Origin of the sequence: Blattabacterium cuenoti (assembly GCF_014251555.1) — a bacterium.
GTDB lineage: Bacteria > Bacteroidota > Bacteroidia > Flavobacteriales > Blattabacteriaceae > Blattabacterium > Blattabacterium cuenoti_P.
The window spans coordinates 378824-391696 of the sequence record NZ_CP059190.1 but is presented as its reverse complement, the minus strand read 5'-3'; the positions used below and the strand labels follow the sequence as shown (position 1 = coordinate 391696).

The window sequence follows — 12873 nt, the reverse complement described above, 5'->3', positions numbered from 1 at the left end:
ATGAAAACTTATTATTTAAATTACTTAGAAGAATTAGAATCAGAATCCATTCACATTTATAGAGAAGTAGCAGGACAGTTTGATAAACCGTGTTTATTATTTTCTGGAGGAAAAGACTCTATTTTGTTAGTTCATTTAGCCTTAAGAGCTTTTAGACCTGGGAAAATACCATTTCCTTTAGTTCATATTGATACTGGATATAATTTTCCTGAAACATTAGAATTTAGAGATTGTTTAGTAAAAGAAATTAAAGAAGAAATTATTATACGAAAAGTAGAAGATACTATAGTTCAAAGAAATTTATCTGAGCCTAAAGGCCGATTTCCCAATAGGAATATTTTGCAATCTTATACCCTAATAGATACTATTGAAGAATTTCAATTTGAGGCATGTATTGGAGGAGGACGTAGAGATGAAGAAAAAGCAAGATCTAAAGAAAGAATTTTTTCTATTAGAAATGAATTTGGATCCTGGGATCCTAAACTGCAAAGACCTGAATTATGGAATATTTATAATGGAAAAATACATGAAGGAGAAAATGTGAGAGTTTTTCCAATTAGTAATTGGACAGAACTCGATGTATGGAATTATATAAAAAAAGAAAATATTTCACTACCTTCCATTTATTTTTCGCATGAAAGAAAAGCTATTAATATTCGAGGAAAATGGATGGCTATATCTGATTTGATTAAACCTAATCCTGATGAAGTTGTCCACATTAAAAAATTACGTTATAGAACTATAGGAGATATGACTTGTACTGCCGCTATAGAATCAATGTCTACTAATGTCGAACAAATAATTCAAGAACTTTTAGACACAAAAATAAGTGAAAGAGGTCAAACCAGAATAGACGATTCTTTATCTGAGACAGCTATGGAAGATAGAAAAAAACAAGGATATTTTTAAAAAATTCATAATGGATACTTTAAGATTTATGACATCAGGAAGCGTGGATAATGGGAAAAGCACTCTGATTGGACGCTTATTGTACGACAGTCATTCCATACTTGTGGACCAATTATCTATTGTCACAGACAAAAGTATAAAAAAACATGGAAAAAATCAAAAAGAGAAAATCGATTTATCTCTATTTACTGATGGATTACGAGCCGAGAGAGAACAAGGAATAACTATTGATGTTGCTTATAAATATTTTTCTACATCTAAGAGAAAATTTATTATAGCTGATGCTCCAGGACATATTCAATACACCAGAAATATGGTCACAGGAGCCTCTCATGTGGATTTGGCTATTATCTTAATTGATGCATGTCATGGAGTAGTAGAACAAACACAAAGACATTCTTTAATTCTTGGGATGCTCAATATTCCAAAAATTATACTTGCTATTAACAAAATGGATTTAATTAATTATGATGATCGTATTTATAAAGCGATTATTAGTCAGTATCAAGTCACTGCTCGTAGAGTCGGTTTAAAGGACGTATACATGATTCCAATTAGTGCAAAAAATGGAGATAATGTAGTAGATAAATCATCTCATATGAAATGGTATTCTGGTCCAAGTCTTCTTTCTTTATTGGAAAATGTTGTTATTCAAAGAAAAACCTATTTAGAAGCTTCTAGATTTCCTGTTCAATATGTCATTTGTTCCAATCATAAGCATAATCCATCTCGTGGATATGCTGGAAAAATTATTAGTGGAATATATAAAGTTGGAGATGAAGTAATTATTTATCCTTCTATGAATCATACATTTATAAAAAAAATGGAAAAAAACGGATTAAGAATAGAGGAAGGTTTTTCTCCCCAAAGTATAGTTATGTATTTAAAAGATGAAATAGATGTTTCTCGTGGATATCTTATAGTGAAAAAAGATGATGATCTTCCTATTTTTTCTCAAGAATTTGAGATGATTCTTTGTTGGATGTCAAATAAACCATTAAAAATGGGAGATAAATACTTATTTCAAATTCACAGTTTTCAAGTTCCAGTTCGGATAAAAAATATTTCTTATCGTATAGATGTGAATACTTTAAAAAGAGAAAATACACCAGATTATGCTGGATTGAATGATTTAGTCAAAGTAAAAGTAAAAACATCTGTACCAGTTCCGCACGATTCTTATAAAAAAATAAAAGAAAATGGAGCTTGTATTTTAATAGATGAAACAAGTTATTCTACAGTGTCTGCTTGCATGATTCAATAAATTTAATTAAATAAATGTTAGATTTTTTAAATACTATATTTGAAAATAACAAAAAAAGAGATCCTTTTCCTAATAAAAAAAAATCTGAAAAATTTGTAGAAGCTTTATTCAATTTTCTGTTTACTTCTGATCGACATATTTTACAAAATGTAGTTTATTTCAAAGAAAATTATAAAAAATTAAAAAATTTTTTATACGAAATTTTTATTGAATTGAATATTGATCAGAAAAATTCCGATAATCTTTCTAGAAAATTTTTTGAAGAACTTCCCAATATTTATCAAACATTAATAAAAGATGCTTATGCTATTTTTGAATCTGATCCAGCTGCAACAGTTATAGAAGAAATTTTTATTTCTTATCCTGGTTTTTTTGCCACTGCATTATACAGAATAGCACATCAATTCTGGATTCAGAAAATTCCAATTATTCCAAGATTGATTACAGAATATGCACACAGTAAAACCGGAGTAGATATTCATGCATCTGCAGAAATAGGGAATGCCTTTGCAATTGATCATGGAACAGGAATCGTTATAGGTTCCAGTACAAAAATAGGTAATAAAGTTAAAATATATCAAGGAGTTACTTTGGGAGCTATCCATGTGGATAAAAAATTATCGAATCAAAAGCGTCATCCTACTATAGAAGATCAAGTTACTATTTATGCGGGTGCTACGATTTTAGGAGGAGAAACCATAGTAGGTCATGATAGTGTAATTGGAGGAAATGTTTGGTTAACACAAAGTGTTCCTCCTTTTTCTATAGTATATCAAAAAAGCGAAATAAAAATGAGAAATAATAGTCCTTTTCCTGATCCTATTAATTTTATGATATAATAAAAAAAAAAGAAATGAAAAATGAAAGTTGATAGCATTTTAAAAACTATTGGAAATACACCTCATGTTCGTCTTAATAAATTATACCCCAATCACCAAGTCTGGATAAAATTAGAAAAAAATAATCCAGGAGGAAGTATAAAAGATAGAATTGCATTATCTATGATAGAAGATGCTGAAAAAAAAGGAATCCTTCATAAAGGAGATCTAATCATAGAACCTACTTCTGGAAATACAGGTATAGGATTAGCTATGGTTTGTGCTGTGAAAGATTATCGTCTTATTTTAGTCATGCCAGAATCTATGAGTATTGAAAGAAGAAAATTATTTTCTATTTTTGGGGCTAAATTTGTCTTGACTCCAAGAGAAGAAGGGATGAAGGGAGCCATTCAAAAAGCAGAAGAACTAATTGATACAATTCCTAATTCCTGGATGCCTAAACAATTTGATAATATATCTAACCCCAATATTCATAAAAATACAACAGCAAAGGAAATCACAGATGCTTTTCCTGAAGGAATAGATTATTTTATTACAGGAGTTGGAACTGGAGGACATATTACAGGAATAGGAGAAGTATTAAAAAATAAATATCCAAATATAAAAATTTTTTCTGTGGAACCTTTGGAATCTCCAGTGATATTTGGAGGAGAAGCCAATTCGCATTTTTTACAAGGATTAGGTGCAGGTTTTATTCCTTCCATTTTGAATGTCAAAATATTAGATGGAACTTTTTTAGTTTCTAAGGAAGAAGCTTTTACTTTTGTTCGTAAAATAGCAAAACAAGAAGGGATTCTTGTTGGAATTTCTACAGGCGCAGTTTTATCTGCTATAGATCAACAATTATCTAAGTTTTCTGAAAAATCCATAATATTGACGTTTAATTATGATACTGGAGAAAGATACTTGTCAGTTGATAATCTTTTTTTATGATAACAAAAAAAGTAATTTTTATTTCAGCAGGACCAGGAGATCCTGATTTGATTACTATAAAAGCTCTGAATCATTTAAAAAAATCAGAAATAGTATTGGTAGATCGTCTTGTAAGTCCTGAAATCATTAAAAAATATTCTAACTATAAAAGAAAATTCATTTTTGTAGGGAAAAATTCCATAAAAAAAACTGCTTTTTCTCAAAAAAAAATCAACAAAATATTAATTCACTATGCTTTGAAAGGAAAATATGTGGTTAGATTAAAAGGAGGAGATGTTTCTATTTTTTCCAATATTATGGACGAATTAATGGAATTAAAAAAATATGATATTCCTTACGAAATCATTCCGGGTGTAACATCTGCTGTTGGTGCTGCTGCTTATGCTGGAATACCTCTTACAGCAAGAGGTTATGCCTCTTCTGTACGTTTTATTACTCTTCATAATCCAGATTCTATCAATTTTAATCAGTGGATAGATTTCATAAAAACTCAAGATACTTTAGTTTTTTATATGTGTATTCAAAAATTATATGAAATATTTGATAGATTGACAAAAAATAAAAATTTTTTTTATATGAATAAATTAGTAGCTATAATAGAACAAGCTACTACTCCTATGCAAAGAGTCTATACAAGTAACCTTTATAATTGTAAAAATTTAATAAAGGAAAAAAATCATTTCATGTCTCCCTCTTTAGTCATTGTAGGTAAAATTGTGGTTTTACATCATTATTTCAAATGGTTTTTTAATTCTAATGTTTTAGATAAAAAAAATTATTTTGAGTGATTGAGTGATATTAATATTTTCTTTTCTAAAATTGAATCAAATGTTATCTGAATCAAATAACAAAACATTTTTTAAGTTAATCAAAGAATCCTCTCTAGAAGAGATTATTTGGATGTGTGGCTATATGTCTGGATTCGTGTCTTCTAATACTAAAAAATCTTCTTTAAATAATAAAAAAGAGAAAAAAATTACGTTAGTTTATGGGACAGAAACAGGTAATGCAAAAAATTTAGCTTTTGACATTTATCAAAAAGCAAAAAATAAAAAATTACAAATGAAATTGATAAGTTTAGATCAATATCGTTTGCAAGATTTGGAAAAAGAAGATTATTTATTCATAATAATTAGTACACATGGAGAAGGAGAACCTCCTTCTTCTGCAAAATCTTTTTTTGATTTTATTCATAAAAATTCAGATTTTAAGATTAATCATTTAAAATATAGTGTATTGGCTTTAGGAGATAAATCTTATTCTCATTTTTGTAAAGCAGGAGTGGATGTAGATAAACGTTTACATAATATAGGAGCAGTAAGAATCATTCCATTGCATAAATGTGATGTTGATTATGAAGAAGAAGCAGATAAATGGTTTTTAGAAATTTTGAATTTTTTTCAAAAAAAAAAATATGAACAAAATACAGAAAATAGAAGGGAAAAAATATGTGGAAAAGTTTTGAATAATATACTTTTAAGTGATAAAGAAAGAGGCTCTAATAAAGAAATTCATCATATTGAAATTTCTGTTCAAAATGAGATAAAATATCTTCCGGGAGATTCTATAGGAGTGTTCCCTGAAAATTCTTCAAATAAAATACATGATATTATAGAATGGATTTTAAAAAATAGAAAAAATGAAGAATATAAATATAAAGAAGAAATATTTAATTTTTTAAAAAAAAAATTAAATATTTTTCATCTATCAGATAATTTTTTAAGAAAATATTCCCTTTTATCTGAAAGGGAATATATTCCTTTTAATCGAAAATGGAAACTGATTGATCTTTTAAAAGAATTCCCTATAAAAAAGGAATTTTCGTTAAGAGACCTAATAAAAATAATGGAACCTATCAAACCAAGATTGTATTCCATTTCTTCTTCTCCTAAAGTTCATTATAATGAAATACATATTACTGTATCTCGTCATCGTTTTCAATTGAATGGAGAAACTGTATATGGTCATTGCTCTGATTTTTTATCTAAATTAAAAGAAGGAGATGAATTAGATTTTTTTATTTATAGAAACCAATTGTTTAGATTACCAAAAAATTCTAAAAAAGACATAATTCTTATTGGAGCTGGGACTGGAATAGCTCCTTTTCGTTCTTTTTTATATGAAAGAGAAGCAATGGAAGCTACAGGAAAAAATTGGTTATTTTTTGGAGATCAACATTTTTATACTGATTTTTTGTATCAGACAGAAATTCAAAATTGGAAAAAGAAAGGAGTTCTTAATCATGTCAGTCTCTCTTTTTCTAGAGATCAAGAAAAAAAAATATATATCCAAGATAAAATATGGAAAAATCGAATAGAATTTTTTTCATGGATTAAAAATGGAGCATTCATCTATGTTTGTGGAAAAAAAAATCCTATGAGTATAGATGTTGAAAAAATGATTTTTCGTGTAATAGACGAAGTAGGAGAATGTGACCCAGAATTTTTTATAAAAAAAATGAAAAAAGATGGAAGATATTTGAAAGACGTATACTAAAAAAATCGATGAAAAATTAAATTTTGTAGACATGAAAATATCTCGTATAACAAAAGAAGAAAAAATAAAAAAAGAAAGCATAGGACTTAGGGGAACTCTTATAGATAGTTTACAGGACGAATTATCTGGAAGTATTTATGATGAAGATCAGGTAGTTATTAAATTTCATGGTTTATATCAACAAGATGATAGAGATATAAGAGAAGAGAGATCGAAAAAAAAACTGGAACGATTATATTCTTTTATGATACGTCTCAGAATACCAGGTGGTATTATCAATCATAAACAATGGATAGCTATTCATAATATTTCAGAAGAAAATTCAACTGGAGTCATCAAAATAACAACTAGACAAACAATTCAATTACACGGATTGATAAAATCCAAGATAAAACCAACCATTCAATTTTTTAATATTCATAAATTAGATTCTATTGCTACATGTGGAGATGTTAATAGAAATGTGGTATGCAGTACCTATATAGATAGTAAATACTCTCGTGAAGAAATTTTGAATTATGCTACTAAAATTAGCAATATGTTACTTCCTAAAACGAGGGCTTACTATGAAATTTGGTTAGATGAAAAAAAAATATATGAAAAAAAAGAGGAAAAAGATCCTCTTTACAAGGAAACTTATTTACCTAGAAAATTCAAAATTGCTATAGCAATTCCTCCTAATAATGATGTCGATGTTTTTGCTAATGATGTTGGATTAATTGCTATTTTTGACAAAAATTCTAAAATTTTAAAAGGTTTTAACATCTCTGTTGGAGGTGGATTATCTACTACTCATGGTAATTCTAGAACTTATTCAAGGTTAGGAACTGTAATTGGTTTTTCTGATTCTGAAGATCAAATACTAAAAATAATATATGAAATTTTAACTATTCAACGTGATTATGGAAATAGAAGCGATCGTAAATTAGCCCGTTTAAAATATACTATAGATAATTATGGTATAAATTGGTTTAAAAAAGAATTAGAAAATAGAATTGGATTTTCTTTACAAAAAGAAAATCCTTTTATTTTTACAGAAAGACGTGATTATTTTGGGTGGATTCAAGATCATAAAGAATCATGGAATTATACATTTTTTGTAGAAAATGGATTGATTTTTGATGATGAAAACTTGAAATTAAAATCGGCCTTACTCAAGATAGCGAAACATGAAATATGTAGTTTTTCATTCACTTGTAATCAAAATTTGACATTAACTCATATTGATGAAAAAAATAAAAATAAAATACAGTCTATTCTTCGAGAATATGGAATTCATGATTACATGAACGGCTTATCTTCTATAAGAAAAAATTCTATGGCTTGTGTAGCGCTAAACACATGTCCTTTAGCCTTAGCAGAAGGACAACGTTATTTGCCTAGTTTGATATCTAAAATAGAAATTATTTTAAAAAAATATAAATTAGAAAAAGAAGATATAATTATTCGCATGACCGGATGTCCTAATGGTTGTTCTCGTCCCTATTTAGCTGAAATAGGATTGATAGGAGTTTCTTATGGAAGATACAATCTTTATTTAGGAGCTAATCATGAGGGGACACGTCTGAATAAACTTTATAAAAAGAATATGGATGAATCTTCTATTTTAAAAGAACTTGACCAAATTTTTGCTTGTTTTCAAGAAGAAAAGTTTTCAGAAGAAAGATTTGGAAATTTTTCTATCAGAAAAAAATGGGTTGTTTAATAATTTATAATGATCAATAAAGAGAACAATAAATTATTTCCTGTTTTTTTACATTTAGATAAACTTTCTCTTTTAATTGTTGGTGGAGGAAAAACTGCTTTAGAAAAATTAAACACTGTATTAAAAAATAATCCTGATACAAAAATTAATTTAATAGCTGATCAAATAGATCAAGAAATTTATCAAATAGCTAAATTGTTTAGTTTTATCAAATTAACTAAGAAATTTTATTTTTTTTCTGATTTAGAAAATGTGGATGTTGTATTTATTGCTGTAAATAATCCTATTTTAAGTGAAGAAATCAAAAAAGATGCAAGAAAAATGCATAAGTTAGTTAATGTTCCTGATGTTCCTGATCTTTGTGATTTTTATATGGGGTCTATTGTTCAAAAAGGAAATTTAAAGATAGCTATTTCTACTAACGGGAAGTCTCCTACAATAGCTAAACGTTTGAAAGAAATTTTTATAGATGTGTTCCCCCATGAACTAGATGACGTGTTGATAAATATGTGTGAAATACGAAAAAAATTAAAAGGAAATTTTGAATATAAAGTGAAAATGCTCAATTTAATAACTGAAAAATGGTTGATCGAAAAAACCCCAAAAAAGAAATTACAAAAAAATTTAATAAAGTATTTGCCTTTTATAATAGGATTTATTATTGCTCTCAGTTACTTTTTACATGTTTTAACAAGAAGTATTTTTTTTCAAAAAATATTGAATCATTTTAATCAAAGTTTTTTATATTTAATGTTTACTGGTTTTTTTGCACAACTAGTCGATGGAGCTATAGGAATGGGTTATGGACTAACTTGTACGACAATATTACTTTCTTTGGGGATCCCTCTCCCTTCAATCAGTGCTAGTATACATACTGCAGAGATATTTTCTAGCGGAATATCTGGATTAAGTCATTATAAAATGGGTAATGTAAACAAAAAATTATTTAAAATATTACTTATTCCAGGAATTATAGGTTCTATTGCTGGAGCTTTTTTGCTTGCTAAATTCGGAGAATCTTACGCTTTTTATATTAAACCCATGTTAGCTTCTTATACTTTTTTTTTGGGAGTGAAAATTTTGTTAAAAACATGGAAAAAGGATCACAAAAAAACTAAGAAAATAGGATGTCTTGCAGGATGTGGAGGTTTTTTAGATTCTTTTGTTGGTGGAGGATGGGGTCCTTTTGTTACTAGCACTTTAATATCAAAGGGAAGAACTCCAAAATATGTTATAGGATCGGTAAGTTTATCTGAATTTTTTGTAACTCTTTCGAGTACTTTAACTTTTTTTTCTTTATTAGGAATTAACTACTGGAGAATAGTTTTTGGATTAGTTTTTGGAGGATTATTTGCTGCTCCTTTAGCAGCAAAAATATCCGGTAAACTACCTATAAAAATAATGTGTTTCTCTATAGGAATTTTGGTAATTATTTGGAGTGTGAGGATTTTGTATAATTGTTTTTTCAATTAAGAGTTAAGTTTTTTGTTTAATAAAATAATTTTTTCAACAATTTTTTTATCCATCTTGGATTTAGATTCTTGAGTCCATCCAGCAACATGTGGAGTGAATACTACTTTATTAGAATGAATTAGATCAAAGAAACTTTTAGGAAGTTTATGATGATGAAAAATATTTTCAAAAGAAAAATTTTCATATTCTAATACATCTAAACAGGCTCCAGATATTTTTCCGTTTTTTAATGCTTTAACCAAATGGCTTGTTAGAATACATCTTCCACGAGAAGTATTTATTAAATAAAAAGGCTTGTAAAACTTTTTGATAAAATCATAATTAATCATTCCTTTTGTTTCTTTTGTATAAGGTACATGCAAACTAATTATGTCTGATTTTTGAAAAATTGTACTCATGTCGACTTGCTTTGCATAAAGATCACCGATTTGAGGTAAAATATCATAACATAATATTCTAGCAGCATCAAATCCTGAAAGTTTTTTTGCAAAAGCTTTTCCAGTATTCCCATATCCAATAATGCCTATTGTTTTTCCCATGATTTCCATTCCCCTATTATTTTCTCTATCCCATTTTCCTTTTTTGATTTGTTGATGGGAGGGAATGATGTGGTTCATGAGACATAAAAGCATTCCTATAGCATGTTCTGCTACAGCATCTTTATTTCCTTCTGGAGAAGAAATCAGAGTAATCCCTCTTTTCAAAGAATAATCTTTGTCTATGTTTTCTATTCCAGATCCAATTCTAGCTATAAATTTTAAGTTTTTAGCTTTTTTAATAAATTTTTTATCTATTATTAATCTGCTTCTTAAAATGATTCCGTCATATACAGATATATCAATTTTATCGGTTGAATCATAATAATTTTCATCACAAAGAAATCCTTCTTTTTTTAGTTTGTGTATAATAAAAGGATGATTTTTATCTAAAACTAATATTCTTTTGATCATATATCATTTATCGTAATCTTTATTATTTTCATTATTTAAATTTTCATCAATATCTATAATTTCTTTCAAAGAGTTTTTGTTTTCTTTTTCTTCAATAAAATTTTTTTCTTCTTTGAACACATGATTTTCCTCACATCGATCCCAATTATATTGATAATTTTTAGGTTTATGAAAAAATAATTGATCATTATAAATCAGATTAATATCTTCATATAAACTTTTCATATAATAGGCCCATATGGGCAAAGCCATATTGGCTCCCTGCCCCAATTTAATATTCTCGAAATGAGAAAATCTATCTTCCCACCCAACCCAAACTCCAGTAGTTAAATTTGGGACCATGCCGATAAACCATCCATCTGAGTTTTCATTAGTTGTACCAGTTTTTCCAGCTATGTCTCCTGTAATATTGTATTTATATAATCTTTTGGCTGTTCCATATTTTACAACTCCTTGCATTAGTTTTAACATAATATATGCTACATCTTCACTAAAAACTTGTCTTCTGCTAAGATCTATATTTTCTTTGATTAAATTGCCGTTTTCATCCTCTATTTTAACTAAAAGACTGGGTTTAACGTAAAAGCCAGAATTAGTAAATGTATTGAATGCGGCTGTCATTTCATATAATGTTAGATCTGCAGAACCAAGAGCTATAGATGGGTGTTCAGGAATCATAGATTTTATTCCCATTTTTTTTGCTAAACGAATTACTGGCCCTGGAGTTATTTGTGATATCAAACGGGCTGAAATCGTATTCACAGACAAAGCTAAACCATCTTTTAATGTGAGTGTCCCTCCATATTTTCCATTAGAATTTCTAGGACTCCATTTTCCTAAATGAAATTTTTCATTTGAAATTTTTGTACAAGGATTATAATGCAATTCATTAATAGCAGTAGCATATAAAATGGGTTTGAAAACAGAACCAACTTGACGTTGTGTTTGTGCTACATGATCATATTGAAAATAATTAAAATCTATTCCGCCTACCCATGCTTTTATAAATCCAGTAGATGGTTCTATAGATAACAAACCTGCTTGAATAATACTTTTTTGATAACGAATAAAATCCCATGGAGACATTGATACTTTTTTTGTTCCATTCCAAGTAAACAATTTTATTGATTGTGGTTTTTGAAATTTATCTAAAATTTCCTCTTCTGCTAATCCTTTTTGTTTTAAATCTTGGTAAAGAGAGGTTCTATGCATAGCAGATATTAATATTCTTTTTGTTTTTTCTTGAGATATATTCAAAAATGGAGCATTTTTGTTTTTTTTTTGAAAATGATTGAATAAAATTTGCAATCCACTGAGATGTTTTTTGACAGCTTTTTCTGCATAATCTTGCATTCTGGCATCAATAGATGTATATATTTTTAATCCACTGGAATAAAGATTAAGTTTTTGTCCAGTTTTATTTTCATGTTCATCTAAAGCTTCTTGAATTTCTTTTTTTAAAAATTCACCATAATAAGTAAGCAATTCAAAATCTTTTTTTTGTATTTTAAAATTAATTTTTACAGGTTTTTCCAATTCCTTTTTATATCTATGTGCATGCAAAAAATTATATTTTCTCATTTGAAATAAAACCAAATTTCTTTGTTTTTTTGCCCTTTTAGGATAATTTTTAGGATTATATAAAGAAGGATTTTCTAACATTCCAACCAGTGTAGCACATTCTCCTAAATTAAGTTCAGAAACTTTTTTATTGAAATAAGTGTGAGCGGCTGTTTCTATTCCTTTTGCATTATATAAAAAATCAAATTTATTATAATACATCGTAATAATTTCTTCTTTAGTATAACGTTTTTCCAATTCAATAGCCATGACCCATTCTAAAAGTTTTTGATGAATCCTTTGTAGTTTGTTTTTTGCAGATGGTCCTGTAAAAAGAAGTTTTGCTAGTTGCTGAGATATAGTACTTCCACCTCCTCTTTTTCCGAGTGAAAGAATCGCTCTAAGAAGAGATTTAGCATCAATTCCAGAATGATATTTAAAACGAATATCTTCTTTTGCTATTAAAGCATAAACAAGATCTTTCGGAAGTTGTTTATAAGTAATTAAAGTTCTATTTTCGGAAAAAAATCTTCCCAAAAGGATTCCATTAGAGTCATATACCTCTGATCCTACTTCCATAGCAGGGTTTTCTATATCTTTAGTACTAGGTAAAGCCCCCAAATAACCTTTACAAGCTGCATAAAAAATTACGAATATAATACTTATCCCTATAAAAAATAAAAACCAAAAATAAAAAATAAGTATACTAAAATAAGATTTTATACTTTTTTTATACACGAAAAA

The 12873-nt window shown here is 27.8% G+C and carries 10 protein-coding genes; 8 read left to right on the top strand and 2 right to left on the bottom strand.

The genetic code is table 11. The annotated features are described in order from the left end of the window. From cysD to H0H68_RS01810, 8 genes are read left to right on the top strand one after another with little or no spacing between them, the layout of a single operon-like run. The gene (cysD, locus tag H0H68_RS01845) at nucleotides 1-909 is read left to right on the top strand and encodes a sulfate adenylyltransferase subunit CysD (protein ID WP_185853124.1); all 909 of its coding nucleotides are present in this window, start codon (nucleotides 1-3) and stop codon (nucleotides 907-909) included. 10 nt (nucleotides 910-919) lie between these two features. Then, entirely contained in the window at nucleotides 920-2173 is a 1254-nt protein-coding gene (locus tag H0H68_RS01840; protein ID WP_185853123.1) for a sulfate adenylyltransferase subunit 1, read from the top strand. Between the two features lie 14 nt (nucleotides 2174-2187). Beyond that, a complete protein-coding gene (locus tag H0H68_RS01835; protein ID WP_185853122.1) occupies nucleotides 2188-3012 on the top strand; it encodes a serine O-acetyltransferase in 825 nt (274 codons plus the stop codon). A gap of 21 nt (nucleotides 3013-3033) precedes the next feature. Next, nucleotides 3034-3945 carry a cysteine synthase A gene (gene cysK / locus H0H68_RS01830; RefSeq protein WP_185853121.1) on the top strand — a complete coding sequence of 304 codons (912 nt, stop codon included), beginning with the start codon at nucleotides 3034-3036 and terminating at the stop codon, nucleotides 3943-3945. Continuing rightward, nucleotides 3942-4733: a uroporphyrinogen-III C-methyltransferase gene (gene cobA, locus H0H68_RS01825; protein WP_185853120.1), complete on the top strand. Its 792-nt coding sequence runs from the start codon at nucleotides 3942-3944 to the stop codon at nucleotides 4731-4733. The genes cysK and cobA overlap by 4 nt, the downstream gene beginning before the upstream one ends. A 40-nt stretch (nucleotides 4734-4773) precedes the next feature. Beyond that, nucleotides 4774-6441: a diflavin oxidoreductase gene (locus tag H0H68_RS01820; RefSeq protein WP_185853631.1), complete on the top strand. Its 1668-nt coding sequence runs from the start codon at nucleotides 4774-4776 to the stop codon at nucleotides 6439-6441. 31 nt (nucleotides 6442-6472) lie between these two features. Further along, nucleotides 6473-8146, top strand: a complete 1674-nt coding sequence (locus tag H0H68_RS01815) for an NADPH-dependent assimilatory sulfite reductase hemoprotein subunit (RefSeq protein WP_185853119.1) — start codon at nucleotides 6473-6475, stop codon at nucleotides 8144-8146. Between the two features lie 9 nt (nucleotides 8147-8155). Further along, entirely contained in the window at nucleotides 8156-9619 is a 1464-nt protein-coding gene (locus tag H0H68_RS01810) for a TSUP family transporter (RefSeq protein ID WP_185853118.1), read from the top strand. On the opposite strand, the gene H0H68_RS01805 is transcribed toward H0H68_RS01810, so the two are convergent. Next, nucleotides 9616-10569: a 2-hydroxyacid dehydrogenase gene (locus H0H68_RS01805; RefSeq protein WP_185853117.1), complete on the bottom strand. Its 954-nt coding sequence runs from the start codon at nucleotides 10567-10569 to the stop codon at nucleotides 9616-9618. The two genes, H0H68_RS01810 and H0H68_RS01805, sit on opposite strands and share 4 nt — an antisense overlap. Before the next feature lie 3 nt (nucleotides 10570-10572). Then, nucleotides 10573-12867, bottom strand: a complete 2295-nt coding sequence (locus H0H68_RS01800; RefSeq protein ID WP_185853116.1) for a transglycosylase domain-containing protein — start codon at nucleotides 12865-12867, stop codon at nucleotides 10573-10575. Between the last annotated feature and the right edge of the window lie 6 nt (nucleotides 12868-12873).

Excerpts from the sequence above, each read along its gene's own strand:
- H0H68_RS01840 (WP_185853123.1), top strand. The coding sequence starts at position 920 with ATGGATACTTTAAGATTTATGACATCAGGAAGCGTGGATAATGGGAAA.
- H0H68_RS01820 (WP_185853631.1), top strand. The coding sequence starts at position 4,774 with ATGTTATCTGAATCAAATAACAAAACATTTTTTAAGTTAATCAAAGAA.
- cysK (WP_185853121.1), top strand. The coding sequence starts at position 3,034 with ATGAAAGTTGATAGCATTTTAAAAACTATTGGAAATACACCTCATGTT.
- cysD (WP_185853124.1), top strand. The coding sequence starts at position 1 with ATGAAAACTTATTATTTAAATTACTTAGAAGAATTAGAATCAGAATCC.
- H0H68_RS01810 (WP_185853118.1), top strand. The coding sequence starts at position 8,156 with ATGATCAATAAAGAGAACAATAAATTATTTCCTGTTTTTTTACATTTA.
- H0H68_RS01805 (WP_185853117.1), bottom strand. The coding sequence starts at position 10,569 with ATGATCAAAAGAATATTAGTTTTAGATAAAAATCATCCTTTTATTATA.
- cobA (WP_185853120.1), top strand. The coding sequence starts at position 3,942 with ATGATAACAAAAAAAGTAATTTTTATTTCAGCAGGACCAGGAGATCCT.
- H0H68_RS01815 (WP_185853119.1), top strand. The coding sequence starts at position 6,473 with ATGAAAATATCTCGTATAACAAAAGAAGAAAAAATAAAAAAAGAAAGC.
- H0H68_RS01835 (WP_185853122.1), top strand. The coding sequence starts at position 2,188 with ATGTTAGATTTTTTAAATACTATATTTGAAAATAACAAAAAAAGAGAT.